Origin of the sequence: Pseudomonas sp. FSL R10-2964 (genome assembly GCF_009600035.1) — a bacterium.
Classification (GTDB): domain Bacteria; phylum Pseudomonadota; class Gammaproteobacteria; order Pseudomonadales; family Pseudomonadaceae; genus Aquipseudomonas; species Aquipseudomonas bubulae.
Map to the genome: position 1 here is coordinate 50,410 of NZ_WIWH01000009.1, position 21,312 is coordinate 71,721.

Genomic DNA, 21,312 nt, shown 5'->3' on the forward strand with positions numbered 1-21,312 from the left:
CCCTTGATAACAGAGCGGGAGCCTTTTTCTGGATCTGCGATCAACACTTAGATAGTCAGTGTCCAGTCGTAGTCCACGATCAATGGCGCGTGCTGCGAGAAGCGTGGCTGACGCGGCATGCGAGCGCTTCGTACAAAGCGGCGCAAGCCCGGTGTCAGCAGCTGGTAGTCAAAACGCCAGCCCAGATTCAGCATCTCGGCCTGTTCGTTATCCGGCCACCAGCTGTACTGGTCACCTTCCCGACTGACTTCACGCAGGGCATCGACATATCCCATGTTGCCGACAATCTCATCCATCCAGGCCCGTTCAGGCGCCAGGAAGCCGGGCGATTGCTGGCTGTCGCGCCAGTTTTTAATGTCGAGTTTCTGCTGCGCCACATACAGCGAGCCGCAGTAGATGTACTCACGACGCTTGCGACGCTGCTTATCAAGGTAGCGGGCAAAGTCGTCCATTAGCTTGAATTTTTGATTCAAGTCTTCATCGCCGTTCTGCCCCGAAGGGAGCAGCAAGGTCGCGATGCTGACCTTATCGAAATCGGCTTGCAGGTAGCGCCCGTAGCGATCGGCCGTCTCGAAGCCAAGCCCGGTGATGACTGCTTTCGGCTGTAACCGCGAGTACAAAGCCACGCCACCTTGGGCGGGGACTTCGGCGTCACAGGCATAAAGAAAGTAGCCATCGAGCTGGTAGGCTGGATCGTCCAGTTCAAAGGCGGAGGCACGGGTGTCCTGCAGGCAGATAACGTCGGCATTCTGAGCTTGCAGCCAACTGAGCAAACCGCGCTCGACTGCCGTCTGAATACCATTGACGTTCACACTGATGATCCGCATAAATGGCCCCAAAAATCACGTGCGTGTATGATACACGCCGTCTTACTAATTAGCTAAATCCGTGGTATCTGGGGACTTTTTTCATGCAAGCGTATCAGCGCGATTTCATCCGCTTTGCCATCGATCGTGGCGTTTTGCGCTTCGGTGAGTTCACCCTGAAGTCGGGCCGTACCAGCCCTTACTTCTTCAATGCCGGGCTGTTCAACACCGGCTCTGCACTGGCCCAGCTGGGGCGCTTCTATGCTGCCGCCATCGTTGACAGCGGTATTTCCTTCGACGTGCTGTTTGGTCCGGCCTATAAGGGCATCCCCCTGGCGGCGACCACTGCCGTAGCGCTTGCCGAGCACCACGACCGTGATCTGCCGTGGTGCTTCAACCGCAAGGAAGCCAAGGCTCATGGCGAAGGCGGTAGCCTGGTTGGCTCGCCGCTTGAAGGCGATATCCTGATCATCGACGACGTGATCACGGCCGGTACCGCTATCCGTGAAGTGATGCAAATCATCCAGGCCCAGGGCGCCAAGGCGGCCGGCGTGATGATTGCCCTCAACCGTCAGGAGCGCGGCAATGGCGAGCTGTCGGCGATCCAGGAAGTCGAGCGCGACTTCGGTATTCCGGTGATCAGCATCGTTTCGTTGAACCAGGTTTTGCAGTTCCTGGCCGAAGACGAAACCCTCAAGCAATACCTGCCAGCCGTTGAAGCGTACCGGGCGCAGTACGGGATTTAATCCCCTCGCCCATCAAAAAGCCCCGCCCGGATCACTCCGGGCGGGGCTTTTTTTGGTTCTGCTTAAGCCGGTTTGCTGTTGGTAATCAGCGTACCCACACCGGTATCGGTGAAGATTTCCAGCAGTACGGCATTCGGCACGCGACCGTCGACGATATGCGCCGTGGTCACGCCACCTTGCACGGCTTCCAGCGCGCAGCGGATTTTTGGCAGCATGCCACCATAAATGGTGCCGTCGGCGATCAGGTCATCCACCTGAGCGGTAGTCAGGCCGGTCAGCACCTTGCCTTCCTTGTCCATCAAGCCGGCGATGTTGGTCAGCAGCATCAGTTTCTCGGCCTTGAGGGCTTCGGCAACCTTGCCCGCCACCAGGTCGGCGTTGATGTTGTAGGATTCGCCATTGGCGCCCACACCGATTGGCGCGATAACCGGGATGAAATCACCCTTGGTCAGCATGTGCAGCAGGTCGGTATTGATGTCGATGACCTCGCCCACATGACCGAAGTCGATGATTTCCGGCTTGGTCATTTCCGGCGTCTGACGGGTCACGACCATCTTTTTGGCGCGAATCAGCGTCGCGTCCTTACCGGTCAGGCCGATGGCACTGCCGCCGTGGCGGTTGATAAGGTTGACGATTTCCTTGTTCACATGGCCGCCCAGCACCATTTCCACCACATCCATGGTTTGCGAGTCGGTCACGCGCATGCCGTCGATAAAATGGCTCTCGATGGATAAACGCTTGAGCAGATCACCGATTTGCGGGCCGCCACCGTGGACTACGACCGGGTTGATACCCACGGCCTTCATCAGCACGATGTCACGGGCAAAGCCGGTTTTCAGGTCATCGTTCTCCATAGCGTTGCCGCCGTACTTGATCACCAGCGTCTTGCCGACGTAACGGCGAATGTAGGGCAGCGCTTCGGACAAAACCTTGGCGACGTTGGAGGCGGCATCACGTTCGAGGGTCATTCAGGGCTCCGGTAGAACAAGTCGATCAAAACGGTAGTTGGAGATCAGGTGCCACACGCTTCAATTGAGCGTGAAAGACATCCTTGATGCGTTGCAGTTCGGCCTCTGTTTCGGCCTCGAATCGCAGCACCAGCACCGGCGTGGTGTTGGAGGCGCGAACCAGGCCCCAGCCATGAGGGTAGTCAACCCGCACACCATCAATGGACGTCAACTCGGCGGCCTCGCCCCATTGAGCATCGTGCAGAGCCTCAATGATGCTGAATTTGCTCTCGTCCGTCACATCGATATTGATTTCAGGCGTAGAAATATCGTTCGGGAAGGTCTCAAACAGCTCTTCAGCGGTTGCCTGACGCTTGCTGAGGATCTCCAGCAGGCGCGCAGCGCTGTAGATACCGTCGTCAAAACCGAACCAGCGCTCTTTGAAAAAGATATGCCCGCTCATTTCGCCAGCCAGCAGGGCGCCGGTTTCTTTCATTTTCTTTTTGATCAGGGAGTGACCGGTTTTCCACATCAGCGGGCGGCCGCCACAGGCTTCAATCCAGGGTGCCAGTCGACGTGTGCACTTCACGTCGAAAATGACCTCGGCTGTCGGGTTACGCTCCAGGACATCCTGGGCAAACAACATCAGCAAACGGTCCGGGAACACCATGGTGCCGGTGTTGGTCACCACGCCCACGCGATCGCCATCACCATCGAAGGCCAGGCCTACATCGGCATTGCTTTCCTTGACCTTGGCAATCAGGTCCACGAGGTTTTCCGGCTTGCCCGGGTCAGGGTGATGGTTGGGGAAGTTGCCATCCACCTCACAGAACAACGGGATCACTTCACAACCCAACGCTTCAATCAGTTGCGGTGCAATCACGCCAGCAGCGCCGTTGCCGCAATCGACCACTACCTTCAAGGGCTTGGCCAGCTTGATGTCACGGGTAATCACTTCGGCGTAGCGCGACAAGATGTCAACGCGTTCAATGCTGCCTTCGCCCCAGGTCAAATCGTTGGTTTTCAGGCGTGTATGCAATGCCTGAATTTGTTCGTTGGCCAGCGTATCGCCCGCGATCACGATTTTAAAACCGTTGTAGTTGGACGGGTTGTGGCTGCCTGTGAGCATGACCCCCGACTTGCCTGCCAATACGTTAGCCGCGTAATACAGGGCGGGTGTCGGCACCAGCCCCACATCACTGACCTGGCAGCCACTGTCCGCCACACCCTGGATCAGGCGTTCGACCAGCTCAGGGCCCGACAAGCGCCCATCCCGACCTACCGACACATGGGGCTCACCCTTGGCCAGGCTCTCGGCGCCAATGGCGCGGCCTATCCAGTACGCGGTTTCAGCCGTCAAGGTTTCCGGCACCACGCCACGAATATCGTAGGCGCGAAAAATGCTGTCAGGGAATTTCGGTGCGACCGAAGCTGAGCTACTCATTGTAGGGGGAGACTCCATGTTCAGAGGGGTTCGGGGATGCGTGAAAGGCCAGGCAGGACGCCTGGCCTTGAAATACAAATCAGAGCTTGCCGGAGTGGCCAAAACCGCCAGCGCCACGCTGGCTTTCGTCGAACTCTTCGACCAGCTCAAAGTGCGCCTGCACTACCGGCACCAGCACCAGTTGAGCGATACGCTCGCCGATGGTGATGTTGAAGGCGGTCTGGCCACGGTTCCAGCACGACACCATCAGTTCGCCTTGATAGTCAGAGTCGATAAGGCCGACCAGGTTCCCCAGTACGATACCGTGCTTATGGCCCAGGCCCGAGCGCGGCAGGATCAGGGCGGCAAGGCCCGGGTCGCCGATGTACACCGACAGGCCGGTGGGGATCAGCAGGGTCTGGCCCGGCTCCAGAACGGTGTCTTCTTTAAGCATGGCGCGCAGGTCCAGGCCGGCAGAGCCAGGAGTGGCGTACTGCGGCAGCGGGAATTCGTTACCAATGCGAGGGTCGAGGATTTTGGCTTGCAAAGCGTGCATACGAGTTAAACCTGGTTCAGACGTTCGGCGATAAAAGTGACCAGCTGGCGGGCAATCTTGCCCTTGCTGGTCTGGGCAAATACGGTGGCGTGCAGTTTGCGATCGATCACGCTGCAGGCGTTCTCTTCGCTGTTGAAACCGATGCTGGGGTTGGCCACATCATTGGCGACAATCAGGTCGAGGTTTTTGTCTTTGAGCTTGCGCGCAGCGTAATCGAGCAAGTTCTCGGTTTCTGCGGCAAAGCCGACACTGAAAGGGCGATCAGGGCGTGAAGCGATAGTGGCCAGAATGTCTGGATTGCGCACCATTTGCAGCAACAGGCCGTCACCCTTGGTAGGGTCTTTCTTTAGTTTTTGCGGGGCAATGACTTCCGGGCGGTAGTCTGCAACAGCAGCAGACGCTATAAACACGTCGCAGGGGATCGCCGCCTCACAGGCTGCGAGCATGTCACGGGCACTGACCACGTCGATACGGGTCACGCGATCCGGGGTCGGCAGGTGTACCGGGCCGGTAATCAGGGTCACACGGGCGCCGGCTTCCACTGCTGCTTCAGCCAGGGCGAAGCCCATTTTTCCGGAGCTGTGGTTGGTGATGTAGCGCACCGGGTCGATGTTTTCCTGGGTAGGGCCTGCGGTGATCAGCACGTGCTTGCCGGTTAGCACCTGACGCTGAAAACACTCGGCGGCGCAGCTCACCAGATCATCCGCCTCGAGCATGCGGCCAAAGCCCACGTCGCCACAGGCCTGGCTTCCGGAGGCCGGGCCAAACACGCGCAGGCCGCGGCTTTCGAGCAACCGGGTATTGGCCTGGGTGGCCGGGTCGCGCCACATGGCCTGGTTCATCGCCGGAGCGATGGCAACCGTGGCATCCGTGGCGAGCACCAGGGTGGTCAGCAGGTCATTGGCCAGGCCTTGGGCAAGGCGGGCAATCAGGTCAGCGGTTGCAGGTGCAATCAGTACCAGGTCGGCCCACTTGGCCAGCTCGATATGCCCCATGGCCGCTTCAGCCGCAGGGTCGAGCAAATCCAGATGAACGGGGTGCCCGGACAACGCCTGCATGGTCAGAGGCGTGATGAATTCGCTGCCGCCACGGGTCATGACAACCCTTACTTCCGCGCCTTGGTCCAGTAGACGGCGAACCAGCTCTGCACTCTTGTAAGCCGCGATGCCGCCGCCGACGCCCAAAACAATGCGTTTTCGATACAGCCGCTGCATAGGCCTGCCTTTTAGTTCGATGATGACTGCGCAGAAAATGGCCAAATGCCGCGCAAAAATGATGGGCTAAGATAACACAGCGCCTGCCAGGGAACAGCGGCGCCCATTTACAAGGAGGTGTTATGAGCATTCGAGATTGGCCTGCGGCGGAGCGCCCGCGGGAGAAGCTTTTGCAACACGGATCAGGCAGTCTTTCAGACGCCGAACTGCTGGCAATCTTCTTGCGCACCGGGGTTTCGGGCAAAAGTGCAGTCGATCTGGCGCGCCATCTGCTCAGCGAGTTTGGCAGCCTGCGGGCCTTGCTCGAAGCCGATCTGCGCGCATTCTGTCTCCCGCTCGGGCTGGGCCCGGCCAAGTTCAGCCAGTTGCAGGCCGTACTCGAAATGAGCCGCCGCCACCTGGCCGAACGCTTGCGCCGCGACAGCGCGCTGGAGAGCCCGCAAGTCGTTCGGGATTATCTCAAGTCATTGCTGCGCCATGAGCCACACGAAGCCTTCGGCTGCCTGTTTCTGGACTCCAGGCACCGCATGCTGGCCTTCGAGGTGCTGTTCAGGGGCTCGATAGACAGCGCCAGTGTCTACCCGCGCCAGGTGGTCAAGCGTGCCCTGGCGCACAATGCGGCAGCGGTGATTTTCTGCCACAACCATCCCTCGGGCATCAGCGACCCCAGCCAGGCTGACCGCACGTTGACCAAGCGCCTGATCCAGGCGCTGGATCTGATCGAAGTGCGGGTGCTGGATCATTTTATAGTCGGTGACGGCCAGCCGCTTTCAATGGTCGAGCGCGGCTGGATGTAAGGCTCAGGGCTTAACGCTGACTGTTGAAAAGTCTTGGCGCCCAAACGGACTCACCTGATATCCCTGTACGTCTTTACGGGTCAGTGCGTAGGCCGTTGGATGGGCCAGCGGTAGCCACAGCGCCTGTTGCTGGATCTGCGCTTGCGCCTTTTGATACAAAGCACTGCGTTTGTCCTGATCGGTCAGGGTTTTGCCCTGGCTGATCAAACCGTCCAGCGCCTTGTCGCAATAACGCGCAAAGTTGGTTCCGGATTTCACTGCCGCACAGGAAAACTGCGGCGTGAGGAAGTTGTCCGGGTCACCGTTATCGCCTGCCCAGCCCATAAACAGCAGGTCATGCTCGCCAGCCTTGGCGCGACGGATCAGCTCGCCCCATTCGATCACCCGGATATCGGCCTGCACACCCACCTTGGCCAGGTCGGCTTGCAGCAACTGCGCGCCAAGGCTCGGGTTGGGATTGAGCACGCTGCCTGTCGGGCGCGTCCAGATCGTGGTTTTGAAGCCGTCTTTCAGGCCCGCCCTGGCCAGTAATTCACGGGCTTTTTGCGGATTGTGGGCATAGCCCGGCAAGTCTTTGGCATAACTCCAGGTGGTCGCCGGGTAAATACCGTTGGCCGCTTGGGCGCTGTTTTCAAACACGGCCTTGAGATAAGTGTCCTTGTCGAAAGCCAGATTGATGGCCTGACGTACCTCGGGTTTATCCAGCGGTGGATGCTGGCTATTGATGGCCACAAACGCGGTCATGAAGGCCGGGGTCTGCGCTACAGCCAGCGCTGGATCCTTGGCGGCAGCTGCGACGTCCAGCGGCTTGGGCGAGAGAGCAATCTGGCATTCATTGCGACGCAATTTTTGCAGCCGCACGTTGGCGTCCGGGGTGATGGCAAAAATCAGCCCGTCAACGGCTGGCTTGCCGGCAAAGTAGTCCGGGTTGGCCTTGTAGCGCACCACCGCGTCTTTCTGGAAACGGTTGAATACAAAAGGCCCGGTACCTATCGGCTGGCTGTTCATCAGCTCCGGTGTGCCTGCTTTCATCAGCTTGTCGGCATATTCGGCCGAGTAGATCGAGGCAAAGCCCATGCTCAGCGCTGGCAAAAAGGTCGAATCAGGGCGACTCAGGGTGAAGCGCACGGTCAGCGGATCCGGAGTTTCAATTTTTTTGATCAGCTCAGGCAACTGCAAGGATTGCGCGTGGGGAAAACCGCTTTGCGCCACCTTGTGCCATGGGTTGGCAGGGTCAAGCATGCGTTCGAAGCTGAAACGCACGTCATCGGCATTCAACTCACGGCTGGGGGAAAAATAAGGCGTGCTGTGGAACTTGATCCCGGGACGCAGCTTGAAATCGTACACAAGACCATCAGGGGACACTGACCAGCTTTGCGCCAGCGAAGGCACCAGCTTCGCGGCTTTAGCGTCAAAGTCCAGCAGGCGGTTCATCAGCACGTCTGCCGAGGCATTGGTGGTACTGAGCGAGTTGTACTGCACAACGTCGAACCCTTCAGGGCTGGCCTCGGTGCAAACGCTCAAGGTGGCCGCGTGTACGAGCGGGCTCAGGCAAAAGGTGAGCAAAAAGGGGACGGCAGCGAGGCGCATGATCTGTTTCCTGTACAAGTCGATAAGGCCCATCTGCAAGTGCAGTCTGGAAAAGTCTTACCCTAGTGTTCTGGTACTCAAATGACCACTTTTTAATGGCATTCGACATCCTGTAGTCGCTGTCGCAGGCCGGGAAAGGGCTTCCAGGGCCTTGAGCAAGCGTGAAAAGGCGACCACTACGTGCTCGATCGCAGCCTTCGGCAGCGGCTACGAGCGGGCACCAGCCCCCGAAACCTTTCACCCAGCGACGAGCGGTAAAACGCCACAAGGCATAGACGCCGCGCGGATTGGCGTTAAAATGGCGGCTTCATTAATTACACCAAATCACACTGCTTGTTGTTGCTCTTTAGTCTTTCTGGTATAAAGCAGCGCTCTTTTCTAGGGGCCCGGTTCCTGCGTTTGTAGGTGTAGCCGGTAAGACCCTTAAAGAAACGCGGCGCCTGGCGCCATGACTGAGAGATTAAGCGGCCAACCCATGCCGGGTTGGGCATGTGGTTTTAGAGGGCTGAGGCATGTCGAGAGTCTGTCAAGTTACCGGTAAGGGTCCGGTGACTGGGAATAACATTTCCCACGCAAATAACAAAACCCGTCGTCGTTTCCTGCCGAACCTGCAGCATCACCGCTTCTGGGTTGAAGAAGAGAAACGTTTCGTACGTCTGCGCGTATCTGCTAAAGGCATGCGTATCATCGACAAGCGTGGCATCACTGTCGTGCTGGCCGAAATCCGCCGTGCTGGCAAGATCTAAGGGAGCTAATCATGCGTGAATTGATCCGTTTGGTGTCGAGCGCTGGTACAGGCCATTTCTACACCACTGATAAGAACAAGCGCACCACTCCGGACAAAATCGAAATCAAAAAATTCGATCCGCGGGTTCGCAAGCACGTGATCTACAAAGAAGCCAAAATCAAGTAATTGGTTTTTCTTCTTACGAAAAAGGCCCATATCTCACGATACGGGCCTTTTTTGTGCGCGTTTGTCAGCCCTAGCCGCACATATAGCTCTGCATAAGGTTGTTTTCGTCGACGACCACGCGAAGGCGGTCTGCGTTGTGCTCTCGGGTGTAGCCTATGCCCGGCCTCTCGACACGCAACTCGGTTGCCCCGGACTCCCGGCGCAGCATCTCCAGCAAAGCAGGCGTCGCCTCAGGCGCAACCAGAAAATTGATCGCAACCGTTTTGCACTTGCCGTCCTCCTCAGCCATCGCGGGCATGGAGCAAAACCCCAGCAGGACGCTGGTGGTCAACAACAGGCGTTTCAAAGTATTCAGACTGGACATGGGTCTTCCCTGTTTTCAGATAAATGAAATAACGCTGCGGGCCTGCTCATTCCTTAAGTGCACGGCGTTCTCTCAAGACTGGCTCACATTGACGCGAAGGGCGCTGGCGACGTATTTCTGAATTTGTAGCCTGTAGCCCTGGAGGGCAGGCATAAAAAAGCCCCGCCATCAAAGCGTGGCAGGGCTTGTTGAAGGCTCTGTATCAGCTGTCTCAGGCCTTGCTCTCAAAGACTACGTAAATTTTCCGACAGGGCTCCAGCACTTCCCATGTCCCTTTGAATCCCGCGGGGATGACAAAGCGATCGCCGGCGCGCAGGGTCTTGGCGTTACCTTCATGGTCACGCAAAACGGAAACGCCCTGCACGATCTCGCAGTATTCGTGCTCGGTGTAATTGACGGTCCACTGGCCCACAGCTCCTTCCCACACCCCGGCGTTCATTTGCCCACAGGGGCTGTCGTAGTGGTTGTGGATAACTTGCTCAGGGTTGCCTTTAAGCACCTTTTCCGGGGCCGGGCTAAAACGTTCAGCCTGGGTATTGGCAGTGCTGAAGTCGACTACGCTTGCGATGCTCATCTTTGTTATCCCCCCGAAATTGTGGCATGTGTGGTCAGCAAAATTAAAGTCTATGTTTATTAAAACGAACAAGCCATGGTGTTTACGCCACCTGTGTCAAATATATTGAAAGTTCCAGGGCCACTGGTTTAGGGTGGCGCTTCCATTTCAACAAGAGGAGGACACTCGAATGACCACCCTGACGCGTGCTGACTGGGAACAACGGGCCCAACAGCTGAAAATCGAAGGTCGCGCCTTCATCAACGGTGAATACACCGATGCGGTCTCCAATGAAACGTTCGAGTGTCTGAGCCCGGTCGATGGCCGTTTGCTGGGTAAGGTTGCCAGCTGCGACAGCGCTGACGCCCAGCGCGGCGTGGAAGTGGCCCGCAAGACGTTCGAGTCCGGCGTCTGGTCCCGCCTGGCTCCGGCCAAGCGCAAAGCCGCAATGATCCGCTTTGCCGGCCTGCTCAAGCAAAACGCTGAAGAACTGGCCCTGCTTGAAACCCTGGACATGGGCAAGCCGATCAGTGACTCCCTGCACATCGATGTGCCCGGTGCTGCCGGCGCGCTGAGCTGGAGCGGCGAGGCCATCGACAAGATCTACGACGAAGTCGCCGCCACCCCGCACGACCAACTGGGCTTGGTAACCCGCGAGCCGGTGGGCGTTGTCGCTGCCATTGTGCCGTGGAACTTCCCGCTGATGATGGCCTGCTGGAAACTGGGCCCGGCCCTGTCGACCGGTAACTCGGTCATCCTCAAGCCGTCCGAAAAGTCCCCTCTGACGGCTATCCGTATCGCTGCGCTGGCCGTTGAAGCCGGCATTCCAGCGGGCGTCTTCAACGTGCTGCCAGGCTACGGCCACACGGTCGGCAAGGCGCTGGCCCTGCATATGGACGTCGATACGCTGGTGTTTACCGGTTCGACCAAAATCGCCAAGCAGCTGATGATCTACGCTGGCGAGTCCAACATGAAGCGCATCTGGCTTGAAGCTGGTGGCAAGAGCCCGAACATCGTTTTCGCTGATGCGCCGGATCTGCAAGCGGCTGCCGAAGCCGCTGCCAGCGCCATTGCCTTTAACCAGGGTGAAGTTTGCACCGCGGGTTCGCGCCTGCTGGTGGAGCGCTCGATCAAGGACAAGTTCCTGCCGCTGGTGATCGACGCCCTCAAGGGCTGGAAGCCCGGCAACCCGCTGGACCCGGAAACCACCGTGGGCGCGCTGGTGGATACCCAGCAAATGAACACCGTCCTGTCGTACATCAAGTCCGGCCATAGCGAAGGCGCAAAACTGGTAGCAGGCGGTAATCAAATTCTGCAAGAAACCGGCGGCACCTACGTTGAACCGACCATTTTCGACGGCGTCAGCAATGCGATGAAAATCGCCCAGGAAGAAATCTTCGGCCCGGTATTGTCGGTTATCACCTTCGACAGTGCCGAAGAGGCCATCAAGATTGCCAACGACACGCCATACGGCCTGGCGGCAGCCGTCTGGACGGCCGATATCTCCAAGGCTCACCTGACCGCCAAGGCCCTGCGCGCCGGTAGCGTATGGGTCAACCAATACGATGGCGGCGACATGACCGCGCCGTTTGGTGGCTTCAAACAGTCGGGCAACGGCCGTGACAAGTCTCTGCACGCGTTTGATAAATACACCGAGCTGAAGTCCACCTGGATCAAGCTGTAATCCTCTAAACGCAACACCCTGTGGGAGCGGGCTTGCCCGCGATGACAGCACCGGGTCTGATTGACAGACCGCGGTGCCTTCATCGCGAGCAAGCCCGCTCCCACAATGGTTTTTACACCACATAATTGGAGCACAGACATGCGTCGGGCGACTTGTTTCGCCGTGCTGGTCGCATACGTCTATAGAATCGCCGTCGATCAGCTCCCTCTCCCTCCGGGAGAGGGTTGGGGAGAGGGCAGCCGCCAATCAGAGCATTTTTTCCAGCCCCACACTTTTGCTGAACCAGGCATTGAGCCGGCGCCACCAGTTGCCCGGTTCATGATGCAAAGTGTGCAACTGGCCATTGTCTTCGGTCACCCAGACCATCTTGCCCTGCTCCAGTTTCGGCTCATAACTCAAGGCCGGGGCCATGCCCTGCAACGCCAGTTTGCGGGCCTCGGCGGCCAGCTCGGGGCTGTCCACCAGCACGCCGACTTCGGTGTTCCACAAGCCTGAACGCGGATCGAAATTGAATGAACCGATAAAGGATTTTTGCCGATCAAAGATCATCGCCTTGCTGTGCAGGCTCGAATCCGAACTCATCCCGGGCTTGAACCAGTGCGGGCCACTGCCACCGCTGCTGCCCGGCTGGCGGCGCAATTCGAAGAGTTTGACCCCATGCTCCAGCAGCGCCTTGCGATAGGGTGCATAACCGCCATGCACCACGGGCACGTCTGTAGCCTCCAGGGAGTTGGTCAATAAACGTACATCGACCCCGGCATCGGCGCGGCCCGTGAGGTACACCAGCCCGGTTTCACCCGGCACAAAGTAGGCTGAAACCAGAATCAGCTCCTGATTAACGCCTACCAGCTCCGGCGCCAGTTGTGTGGTCAGCAGTAGATGCGGGTCAGGCTCATCCCGGGCCAGCACCTTGCTCGGAGCATCCCACAGCGCCTGATTCCAGGCCCAGATCAGCTCCTTGCGCCACACGTCGAGCTGCGGGCGGGTTTCGTATGAGGCCAGCTCCTGATAGAGCGCCGGGTTGCGTTGCTGCGCACGCTTGAGCGAGGTCTCCAGTTGTTTGCGTGCCTTGCCCAGCTCCTGCTCAGAGAGTTGCGAGGAGACAAAATCACCAATCGGCTGGCTCAGGGCACTGTTCCAGTACTGATCGAAGCTGTGCCCCAACTGCTCGGCCACCGGGCCGACGCCAAGCAGGTCGATATCGGTAAAATTCAGCTCCGGCTTGGCATCGAAGTACTCATCGCCCAGATTGCGCCCGCCCACGATCGCCGCACTGTTATCGGCCAGCCAGAGTTTGTTGTGCATGCGCCGGTGCTGGCGCGAGAGGTTGAACAGCCGTCCCATCGCCCGGGTTACACCCGTTCCACGGCCCAGTTGCAGGGGGTTGAACAGGCGAATCTGGATATTGGGATGAGCGGCGAGGGTGGCCAGGATATCGTCCAGGCCATCACTGGCGGTGTCATCGAGCAGGATGCGCACACGCACGCCGCGATCTGCGGCCTTGAGCAATTCGTCAATCAGCATGCGCGTACTCAAGCCGTCGTGGACGATGTAGTACTGCAGGTCGAGGCTGGTTTGCGCGTTGCGAATCAACTCGGCCCGGGCCCTGAAGGCTTCGCCGCTGTTGGGCAGTAGCCTGAACCCCGAGCGACCTTGATACGGCGCGGCCTGGGCCTGGATCGAGCGGCCAAAGGTCGAGTCTGCGGCGGGTAACGCCTGGGTGGGTTCACGGGGTACGTCCAACGTGGCACAGCCTCCCAGCAAGACGACTAAAAACAATGCGCAAAGTGATTTCAACGGGTAAAGCCTCGGGCCAGACGTCACTGAAGTTAAACGGTATCTGCCAGCAGTTTACTGGCTGCCATACCCACTTTGCGCACCGCTTCTTCGATCTGCGGCGTAGGCTTTGCAGCGTAGTTCATGCGCAAGCAATTACGGTACTTGCCCGAAGCCGAAAAAATACTGCCCACCGCGATCTGCACGCCCTGGTCCAGCAACATGCGGTTGAGGCGCAGGCTGTCGAAGCCGTCAGGCAGCTCAAGCCACAGCATAAAGCTGCCCTGGGGCCTGCTGGCACGGGTGCCTGGCGGAAAGTAGCGGCTGATCCAGCCCAGCATCAGGTCGCGATTGCGCTGGTATTGGCTGCGCATTTTGCGCAGGTGCGGCTCGAAATGACCGTTTTTCAGGAAGTCGGCAACCGCCAGTTGCGGCTGCGGTGCGCAAGAGCCGGTGCTGATGTATTTCATGTGCAGCACCCGCTCCAGATAACGCCCCGGCGCCACCCAGCCAACGCGCAAGCCGGGTGCCAGGGTTTTGGAGAATGAACTGCACAGCAGGACACGACCGTCATCGTCGAAGGACTTGATGGTTCGCGGGCGAGGGTAGGTGTAGGCCAGTTCGCCGTACACATCGTCTTCAATGATCGCCACATCAAAACGTTGGGCCAGGGTCACCAGCGCCCGCTTGCGGGCTTCGGGCATGATGTAGCCCAGTGGGTTGTTGCAACTGGGGGTGAGCTGGATAGCCTTGATCGGCCACTGTTCCAGGGCCAGTTCCAGGGCTTCGAGGCTGATGCCGGTCAGCGGATCGGTAGGGATCTCCAGGGCCTTCATCCCCAGGCCCTTGAGGGTTTGCATGGCGCCATGAAAGCTTGGCGAGTCGACCGCGACGATATCACCCGGTTCGCACACGGCTCGAATACTGCACGACAAGGCCTCATGGCAGCCCGTGGTGATTACCAGATCTTCTGCGCCCAACTGGCAGCCCGAATCGAGCAACAACCGCGCCACCTGCTCGCGCAGGCCGAGTACCCCGTAGACGTTGTCGTAATACAGACCGGGCAAGTCCAGACGCCGGCTGATTTGCGCCAGGCTGCGCAACAGCGGCTTGATGGTTGGCGTGGTGACGTCCGGCATGCCGCGCCCCAACTGGATCACGTCCTTTTGCGGCACTGAGCGAACCAGTTCCAGCACTTGCTCCCACTGTGAAATTTCAACGGGTCGCTGGGCAGGTTTACCCATGCCCGGCAGGGCGGGCAGCTCACGCTCCATCGGCACGAAGTACCCGGACTTGGGCCGCGGCGACGCCAGGCCATTGTCCTCCAGCAAGCGATACGCCTGCTGCACCGTACTCAGGCTCACACCATGCTCGGCGCTTAGCGCCCGCACCGACGGCAAACGGTCGCCAGGGCGATAAAAGCCCTGCTCGATGCGCGTACCGAGCAGGTCGGCGAGGTTGACATAAAGGGTCATGGCAGAACTCCCGAAGGGTGGACCAGTACAGATTGGGCGTAAACCAAGGATTCAGCGCCTGAAATGGCAGATCTGTATGTATTTAAAAAGACTTTGCTGAATCTGTCATGGTTTCCAGCGCACGGCCATCATGCTGACTCATGGCAATCGAGTCAAAAGGAGCTGTCTGATGAATGGTTTGAGCGATGTGCGCCTGACGCTGCACAGCCAACAATTACTGGCTGAGCATGAAGCCCGTCAAGTCACCAGCACCCCGGCCGATCTTGGGGTGTGGGGGCTGTTCTGCCACCGTGCTCGCAGTCGCCGGATGCTGCTGAACCTGGACGAACAGCAGCTGCGCGATGTGGGGTTGACCCGCGAAATGGCCCGGCAGGAAGGCTGCAAGCCATTTTGGCGTTCGTAACCAAACCTGCGGCAGCGGCTACAGGTTTGAATCAGCGCAGCTCTTTTAACCGGTGCCACAGCATCCCCAGCGCCAGCAATGGCGAACGCAGGTATTTGCCACCCGGGAAGGTGATATGCGGGACCTTGGCAAACAGATCAAAACCGTCACTGTGCTGGCCACTGATAGCTTCGGCCAGCAACTTGCCCGCCAGGTGGGTTGCGTTAACCCCGTGCCCTGAATACGCCTGGGCGTAATACACATTGGGATGCTCTTGCAGGCGGCCAATCTGCGGCAGGCGGTTGGCACCAATGCCGATCATGCCGCCCCACTGGTAGTCGATTTTCACGTCTTTAAGATGCGGGAACACCTCGAGCATTTTAGGACGCATGTACGCGGCAATATCCTGCGGATCACGCCCAGAATAATGACAGGCCCCACCGAATAACAGACGCCGATCTGCCGAAAGACGGTAGTAGTCCAGCGCCACGCGCTGGTCGCACACGGCCATGTTCTGTGGCAGCAAGGCGTGAGCCCGGGCTTCGCTCAACGGCTCGGTGGCAATGATGTAGCTGCCCGCAGGCAGCACTTTGCCGCTTAGTTGCGGGTTGAGGTCCTTGAGATAGGCGTTGCAGCCCAGTACCAGGCTTTTGGCCCGCACTGAGCCCTGGGCCGTGTGCACCAGTACTTCAGGGCCATAATCGATGCGGGTTACTGCGGAGTTTTCAAACAGCTTTACACCCAGTTGCGCAGCGGCCGCCGCTTCGCCCAGCGCCAGATTCAGCGGGTGCAAATGGCCCGAGCCCATGTCGACAAAGCCGCCGACATACCGGTCCGAACCCACCACGCTGTGCACTTCGTTGGCCTGCAACAGACGGGTTTCATGGCGATAACCCAGATCGCGCAGCTCCTGGGCCTCTTCAGCAAAACCTTCAAGGTCACGGGGTTTGTTGGCTAGGTCGCAATAGCCCCAGGTCAGGTCACAGGCAATATTGAAACGCTCGACGCGCTGGCGCACGATTTCCACCGCCTCCAGCCCCATCAGCTTCATTTGCCGCACACCGTCCTTGCCGATGATGCCTTCAAACTGCTCAACACCATGGCCGACCCCGCGAATCAGTTGCCCGCCATTGCGCCCGCTGGCGCCCCAACCGATCTTGTGCGCTTCCAGCAAGACCACGCTCATGCCGCGCTCGGCCAGCTCCAGCGCCGTATTCAGGCCGGAAAAGCCACCGCCCACCACACACACATCCGCTACCAGCTCGCCCTGCAACACCGGATGATCGGGTTGTGGCAGGCTGCTGGCGGCGTAATAAGAAGCGGTGTGCTGGCTGCGCTGAACAGGGGCGTTCATGTGCGTAATCCTGATTATTGATGTTTGGAAAATTTGACGGAGCATAAGCCGTGCCATTCCCGTGGGGCAAGAACAGCCGAATGGCCCTGTCTAGGGCAGGGGGTTTCAGGCAGACTCTGCGGCCTTTTCTCAATCGGTACGTTCTGGATGAGCTGTAACAGTCACAAGATCCGCTTTCTCAGGCAGCAAATCCCCTCGTTCGAATGCGTGCCGGGTTGCCATGACTGCTGCGGGCCTGTGACCACTTCATCCGAAGAAATGGCCCGCTTGCCGCGCAAGACGGCTGCCGAACAAGAAGCAGCAATGGATGAGCTGAACTGTGTGCATCTGGGGCCCAATGGCTGCACGGTGTATGAAGAGCGGCCATTGATCTGTCGGTTGTTTGGCACTACCCCCACCTTGCCGTGCCCCAACGGCCGACGCCCGGTAGAGATGATTCACCCCAGCGCAGAGAAGCTGGTGCATGAATACATCGCCAGTACGCGGCAGGTGCTGGTCTAGATCAAGAGCCCCCTCACCCTGACCCTCTCCCGGAGGGAGAGGGGACTAAAGGCAAAAGCCGGTCTGCGCAGCCCCTCTAAGGGAAAGCCGTCAATCTGCAATCGGCAGATTCAGGCTCTCTTTGACTTCTTCCATCACGATATAGCTTTTGGACTCACGCACGTGGGGCAGCTTGAGCAAGATGTCACCCAGCAGCTTGCGGTAAGAAGCCATCTCGCTGATCCGCGCCTTCACCAGATAGTCGAAGTCCCCCGACACCAGATGACACTCCAGCACATGGGGCAACTTCAACACGGCGCGTCGGAATTCATCAAAGGTATCGCCTGATTTGTAGTCCAGGCTGATTTCCACAAATACCAGCAGGCTGCCCTGTAAATGTTGCGGGTTCAGCCGGGCGTTGTAGCCCATGATGATCCCTTCACGTTCCAGCCTGCGCACTCGTTCTGTACAGGGAGTGGTCGACAACCCAACCTTCTCTCCCAGCTCGGTAAACGAGATGCGGCCATCGACCTGGAGGATGCGCAAAATGTTGCGATCGATCTTGTCCAATTCACGCTTTGTTTGATGATTTGTACGCATAGGAGATTCTCCTCCGTGAAAAGGGTTATGCCCGAGATTTGTCGCCAAATATAGCTTCTTATACAGTGAATACCACTGCTCAATGCTTCATATACTGCGCTCATCTTTGCATCGAACAATAAACGTCTGCGGCTGGCCGCGATGAGGGAATGAATATGCGAGTTATGGTATTGGGTGGCGGCGTTATTGGTACTGCCAGCGCCTATTATCTGGCCCGAGCCGGTTTTGATGTGGTTGTCGTGGACCGTCAGCCAGCCGTTGCAATGGAAACCAGCTTTGCCAACGCGGGCCAGGTGTCCCCGGGCTACGCTTCGCCGTGGGCCGCACCGGGCGTGCCGCTCAAGGCGATCAAGTGGTTGCTCGAACGCCACGCACCTCTGGCCATCAAGGCCACGACCAGCGTTGATCAGTACCTGTGGATGGCACAGATGCTGCGCAACTGCACCGCCAGCCGCTATGCCGTGAACAAGGAGCGCATGGTTCGCCTGTCCGAGTACAGCCGTGACTGCCTCGACGAACTGCGTGCCGAAACGGGTATTGCCTACGAAGCCCGTAACCTCGGCACCACACAACTGTTCCGCACTCAGGCCCAGCTCGATGGCGCCGCCAAGGACATCGCGGTCCTGAAAGAATCCGGTGTACCGTTCGAACTGCTCGACCGTGCCGGTATTGCCCGGGTTGAGCCCGCACTGGCCAGCGTGACCGACATTTTGGCCGGCGCCCTGCGCCTGCCCAATGACCAGACTGGCGACTGTCAGATGTTTACCACCCGCCTGGCTGAAATGGCCAAAAACCTGGGTGTTGAGTTCCGCTTCGGCCAGGATATCCAGCGTCTGGACTACGCAGGTGATCGCATCAATGGCGTGATGATCGACGGCAAACTCGAAACCGCCGATCGTTACGTACTGGCACTGGGCAGCTACTCGCCGCAAATGCTCAAGCCACTGGGCATCAAGGCGCCGGTTTACCCGCTCAAGGGCTACTCGCTGACCATTCCGATTACCAATTCGGACATGGCACCGACCTCGACCATTCTCGATGAGACCTACAAGGTCGCGATCACCCGTTTCGACAACCGCATTCGCGTTGGCGGCATGGCTGAAATCGCCGGTTTTGACCTGTCGCTGAACCCGCGCCGACGCGAAACCCTGGAGATGATCGTCAACGACCTTTATCCTCAGGGCGGTGATCTGAGCCAGGCCAGTTTCTGGACCGGCCTGCGCCCGACGACCCCGGACGGCACGCCGATTGTGGGCGCAACCCCGTTCAAAAACCTGTTCCTGAACACCGGGCATGGCACACTGGGTTGGACCATGGCCTGCGGTTCCGGTCGTTTCCTCGCGGACGTAATGGCCAAAAAGACCCCGCAAATCAGCGCCGAAGGCCTTGATATTTCCCGCTACGGCAACCACCAGGAGACTGCAAAACATGGCAATCCAGCGCCAGCTCACCAATGAACGCATGAGCCAGATCGTTACCCATAACGGCACTGTCTACCTGTCCGGGCAAGTCGGCGACGACATGAACGCCGGGGTCGAGCAACAGACCCGTGAAACACTGGCCAATATCGAGCATTTGCTGGACCTGGCGGGCTCCGATAAAAGCCGTATCCTGTCGGTCACTATCTACCTCAAAGACATCGATGCTGACTTTGCCGGCATGAACAGCGTCTGGGACCAATGGCTGCCCAAGGGTGTAGCGCCGGCCCGCGCAACTGTCGAGGCCAAGCTGTGCGAGCCCGAAATCCTGGTTGAACTGTCTGTTGTGGCAGCATTGCCGTAAGTTTTTTGATCACGTAACAGTCCCTCTTGCGGTGCAGCACGCAGTTCACGCTGCGGGTGTGCACCGTTTTTTATTCTTTTGCCGTTAGAAGCCCGCCGCCATGCGCCCAGCCCGTGCCCTGATCGACCTCCAAGCCCTGCGTCACAATTACCAACTGGCCCGTGAAGTCACGGGGGCCAAGGCCCTTGCTGTGATCAAGGCCGATGCCTACGGCCACGGTGCCGTGCGCTGCGCCCAGGCTCTTGAGGCCGAGGCTGACGGTTTTGCCGTGGCCTGTATTGAAGAAGCACTGGAACTGCGCGCCGCCGGTATTCGCGCGCCAATCCTGCTGCTGGAAGGTTTTTTTGAAGCGGATGAACTGCCACTGATCGTCGAACATGACTTTTGGTGTGTGGTGCATTCGCTGTGGCAGCTTGATGCCATCGAGCAGGCCCGACTCGCCAAACCCATCCATGTGTGGCTGAAACTGGACAGTGGCATGCACCGCGTTGGCTTGCACCCCAACGATTACAAGGCCGCTTACCAGCGTCTGCAGGCCAGTGCCAATGTGGCGAAAATCGTGCTGATGAGCCATTTTGCCCGCGCCGATGAGCTCGATTGCACCCGAAGCGTAGAGCAGGTTGCTGTGTTCCTCGGCGCTCGCGCCGATTTGACGGCAGAAATCAGCTTGCGCAACTCGCCGGCCGTACTCGGCTGGCCACGCGTGCCAAGTGACTGGGTACGCCCGGGCTTGATGTTGTATGGCAGCTCGCCATTTGACGAGCCACAGGCCACTGCCTCTCGCTTGCAACCGGCGATGACCCTGGAGTCCAAAGTGATCTGCGTGCGCGAACTGCCCGCTGGTGAGCCAGTGGGCTACGGTGCCAGGTTCATCACCCCAAAACCCATGCGAATCGGCGTGGTGGCCATGGGTTATGCCGACGGCTACCCGCGCCAGGCTCCCACCGGTACCCCGGTATTTGTGGACGGTGTGCGCAGCCAGTTGCTGGGTCGTGTGTCGATGGACATGCTGTGCATCGACCTCACCGATGTGCCGCAAGCGGGCCTGGGTTCGACGGTCGAGTTGTGGGGTAAAAACATTCTCGCCAGCGAAGTGGCCACTGCAGCAGATACCATTCCTTACCAGATTTTCTGCAACCTCAAACGCGTTCCACGGCTCTATTCCGGTAACTGATGGGTTGTATCCAATATGCAGGGGCGAATGGGCGTCCGGGTTTGAAGTCGAAGTGTTGTAAATACTGAACGCTATCGCCATGATGGCGGCTTCTCGACCCGAATCTGACCCCCAGGAGGCTCCCGCATTGGACGTCGGTGAACGACTGCAATCCATCCGCAAACTCAAAGGCCTGTCGCAGCGTGAACTCGCCAAGCGCGCGGGCGTCACCAACAGCACCATTTCGATGATCGAAAAGAACAGCGTGAGCCCGTCCATAAGCTCCCTGCGAAAAGTGCTGAGTGGCATCCCCATGTCCATGGTCGAGTTTTTTTCCGAAGAAATCCTTCAAGAAAACCCAACTCAAATTGTCTACAAAGCCAATGAGCTGATCGACATTTCCGACGGTGCGGTGACCATGAAACTGGTGGGCAAGGCACATCCGAGCCGGGCCATTGCCTTTCTCAACGAGATTTATCCACCGGGTGCCGATACCGGGGACGAAATGCTGACTCATGAAGGCGAAGAAACCGGGATTTTGGTGGAAGGTCGCCTAGAGTTAACCGTGGGTCTTGAGACCTTCGTGCTGGAAGCCGGTGACAGCTATTATTTCGAAAGCTCCAAACCACACCGCTTTCGTAATCCGTTCGACGTCGCGGCGCGACTAATCAGCGCAGCCACCCCGGCGAATTTCTAAGAACAGAGGCGCCCTGTCTG

General features: G+C 58.6%; 22 protein-coding genes and 1 pseudogene. 11 read left to right on the forward strand and 12 right to left on the reverse strand.

What is annotated here, in order from left to right; all coding sequences use genetic code 11:
• Positions 1-47 precede the first annotated feature (47 nt).
• Positions 48-827 carry an exodeoxyribonuclease III gene (locus tag GHN92_RS07100; protein WP_016782698.1) on the reverse strand — a complete coding sequence of 260 codons (780 nt, stop codon included), beginning with the start codon at positions 825-827 and terminating at the stop codon, positions 48-50.
• 83 nt (positions 828-910) lie between these two features.
• Between GHN92_RS07100 and pyrE the strand changes: the two genes are divergently transcribed.
• Positions 911-1,552 (forward strand): orotate phosphoribosyltransferase, encoded by a 642-nt coding sequence (pyrE, locus tag GHN92_RS07105; protein ID WP_094999720.1) that lies wholly within the window; start codon positions 911-913, stop codon positions 1,550-1,552.
• 62 nt (positions 1,553-1,614) lie between these two features.
• On the opposite strand, the gene argB is transcribed toward pyrE, so the two are convergent.
• From argB to coaBC, 4 genes and pseudogenes are all read right to left on the reverse strand, one after another.
• The gene (gene argB, locus GHN92_RS07110) at positions 1,615-2,520 is read right to left on the reverse strand and encodes an acetylglutamate kinase (RefSeq protein ID WP_016782696.1); all 906 of its coding nucleotides are present in this window, start codon (positions 2,518-2,520) and stop codon (positions 1,615-1,617) included.
• Between the two features lie 25 nt (positions 2,521-2,545).
• Positions 2,546-3,967, reverse strand: a pseudogene (locus GHN92_RS07115) (phosphomannomutase/phosphoglucomutase); the annotation flags it as partial.
• A gap of 55 nt (positions 3,968-4,022) precedes the next feature.
• Complete coding sequence (gene dut, locus GHN92_RS07120; RefSeq protein ID WP_016782694.1) at positions 4,023-4,478, reverse strand: dUTP diphosphatase; 456 nt, start codon at positions 4,476-4,478, stop codon at positions 4,023-4,025.
• 5 nt (positions 4,479-4,483) lie between these two features.
• Positions 4,484-5,692: a bifunctional phosphopantothenoylcysteine decarboxylase/phosphopantothenate--cysteine ligase CoaBC gene (gene coaBC / locus GHN92_RS07125; RefSeq protein ID WP_095024854.1), complete on the reverse strand. Its 1,209-nt coding sequence runs from the start codon at positions 5,690-5,692 to the stop codon at positions 4,484-4,486.
• 122 nt (positions 5,693-5,814) lie between these two features.
• Here coaBC and radC point away from each other — a divergent pair, with 122 nt between their 5' ends.
• Complete coding sequence (radC, locus tag GHN92_RS07130) at positions 5,815-6,489, forward strand: DNA repair protein RadC (RefSeq protein WP_095017867.1); 675 nt, start codon at positions 5,815-5,817, stop codon at positions 6,487-6,489.
• A 3-nt stretch (positions 6,490-6,492) separates the two neighbouring features.
• Here radC and GHN92_RS07135 read toward each other — a convergent pair whose 3' ends face one another.
• Complete coding sequence (locus tag GHN92_RS07135) at positions 6,493-8,079, reverse strand: ABC transporter substrate-binding protein (RefSeq protein ID WP_094999725.1); 1,587 nt, start codon at positions 8,077-8,079, stop codon at positions 6,493-6,495.
• Positions 8,080-8,591: 512 nt separating this feature from the next.
• On the opposite strand from GHN92_RS07135, the gene rpmB reads away from it, so the two are divergent.
• On the forward strand, positions 8,592-8,825 hold the full coding sequence (gene rpmB / locus GHN92_RS07140; RefSeq protein WP_019410280.1) for a 50S ribosomal protein L28: 234 nt from the start codon (positions 8,592-8,594) through the stop codon (positions 8,823-8,825).
• 11 nt (positions 8,826-8,836) lie between these two features.
• Positions 8,837-8,992, forward strand: coding sequence for a 50S ribosomal protein L33 (gene rpmG / locus GHN92_RS07145; RefSeq protein ID WP_003437824.1), 156 nt, complete (start codon positions 8,837-8,839; stop codon positions 8,990-8,992).
• Positions 8,993-9,062: 70 nt separating this feature from the next.
• Here the strand turns inward: rpmG and GHN92_RS07150 are convergent, their stop codons facing one another.
• Both GHN92_RS07150 and GHN92_RS07155 read right to left on the reverse strand, forming a co-directional pair.
• On the reverse strand, positions 9,063-9,356 hold the full coding sequence (locus tag GHN92_RS07150; RefSeq protein ID WP_094999726.1) for an I78 family peptidase inhibitor: 294 nt from the start codon (positions 9,354-9,356) through the stop codon (positions 9,063-9,065).
• Positions 9,357-9,567: 211 nt separating this feature from the next.
• Entirely contained in the window at positions 9,568-9,930 is a 363-nt protein-coding gene (locus tag GHN92_RS07155) for a cupin domain-containing protein (protein WP_094999727.1), read from the reverse strand.
• A 169-nt stretch (positions 9,931-10,099) separates the two neighbouring features.
• Between GHN92_RS07155 and GHN92_RS07160 the strand changes: the two genes are divergently transcribed.
• Positions 10,100-11,593, forward strand: coding sequence for an aldehyde dehydrogenase (locus GHN92_RS07160; RefSeq protein ID WP_130872184.1), 1,494 nt, complete (start codon positions 10,100-10,102; stop codon positions 11,591-11,593).
• 246 nt (positions 11,594-11,839) lie between these two features.
• Here GHN92_RS07160 and GHN92_RS07165 read toward each other — a convergent pair whose 3' ends face one another.
• Together GHN92_RS07165 and GHN92_RS07170 are read right to left on the reverse strand one after the other, a co-directional pair.
• The gene (locus GHN92_RS07165; RefSeq protein WP_153379767.1) at positions 11,840-13,390 is read right to left on the reverse strand and encodes a phospholipase D family protein; all 1,551 of its coding nucleotides are present in this window, start codon (positions 13,388-13,390) and stop codon (positions 11,840-11,842) included.
• 32 nt (positions 13,391-13,422) lie between these two features.
• Positions 13,423-14,844, reverse strand: a complete 1,422-nt coding sequence (locus GHN92_RS07170; protein ID WP_094999730.1) for a PLP-dependent aminotransferase family protein — start codon at positions 14,842-14,844, stop codon at positions 13,423-13,425.
• Between the two features lie 169 nt (positions 14,845-15,013).
• Between GHN92_RS07170 and GHN92_RS07175 the strand changes: the two genes are divergently transcribed.
• On the forward strand, positions 15,014-15,247 hold the full coding sequence (locus GHN92_RS07175) for a DUF1127 domain-containing protein (protein ID WP_150629260.1): 234 nt from the start codon (positions 15,014-15,016) through the stop codon (positions 15,245-15,247).
• A 31-nt stretch (positions 15,248-15,278) separates the two neighbouring features.
• On the opposite strand, the gene GHN92_RS07180 is transcribed toward GHN92_RS07175, so the two are convergent.
• Positions 15,279-16,580, reverse strand: a complete 1,302-nt coding sequence (locus tag GHN92_RS07180) for an FAD-binding oxidoreductase (RefSeq protein WP_153379770.1) — start codon at positions 16,578-16,580, stop codon at positions 15,279-15,281.
• A 147-nt stretch (positions 16,581-16,727) separates the two neighbouring features.
• Between GHN92_RS07180 and GHN92_RS07185 the strand changes: the two genes are divergently transcribed.
• Complete coding sequence (locus GHN92_RS07185) at positions 16,728-17,081, forward strand: YkgJ family cysteine cluster protein (protein WP_003437837.1); 354 nt, start codon at positions 16,728-16,730, stop codon at positions 17,079-17,081.
• Between the two features lie 90 nt (positions 17,082-17,171).
• Here the strand turns inward: GHN92_RS07185 and GHN92_RS07190 are convergent, their stop codons facing one another.
• Positions 17,172-17,660 (reverse strand): Lrp/AsnC ligand binding domain-containing protein, encoded by a 489-nt coding sequence (locus GHN92_RS07190; protein WP_016782681.1) that lies wholly within the window; start codon positions 17,658-17,660, stop codon positions 17,172-17,174.
• A gap of 155 nt (positions 17,661-17,815) precedes the next feature.
• Between GHN92_RS07190 and dadA the strand changes: the two genes are divergently transcribed.
• From dadA to GHN92_RS07210, 4 genes are all read left to right on the forward strand, one after another.
• A complete protein-coding gene (gene dadA / locus GHN92_RS07195; RefSeq protein ID WP_095017863.1) occupies positions 17,816-19,117 on the forward strand; it encodes a D-amino acid dehydrogenase in 1,302 nt (433 codons plus the stop codon).
• Positions 19,089-19,442: a RidA family protein gene (locus GHN92_RS07200; RefSeq protein ID WP_094999733.1), complete on the forward strand. Its 354-nt coding sequence runs from the start codon at positions 19,089-19,091 to the stop codon at positions 19,440-19,442. The genes dadA and GHN92_RS07200 overlap by 29 nt, the downstream gene beginning before the upstream one ends.
• Before the next feature lie 100 nt (positions 19,443-19,542).
• Positions 19,543-20,616: an alanine racemase gene (gene alr / locus GHN92_RS07205; protein ID WP_153379772.1), complete on the forward strand. Its 1,074-nt coding sequence runs from the start codon at positions 19,543-19,545 to the stop codon at positions 20,614-20,616.
• Positions 20,617-20,743: 127 nt separating this feature from the next.
• Entirely contained in the window at positions 20,744-21,292 is a 549-nt protein-coding gene (locus GHN92_RS07210) for a cupin domain-containing protein (RefSeq protein ID WP_016782677.1), read from the forward strand.
• The last annotated feature ends 20 nt before the right edge of the window (positions 21,293-21,312 follow it).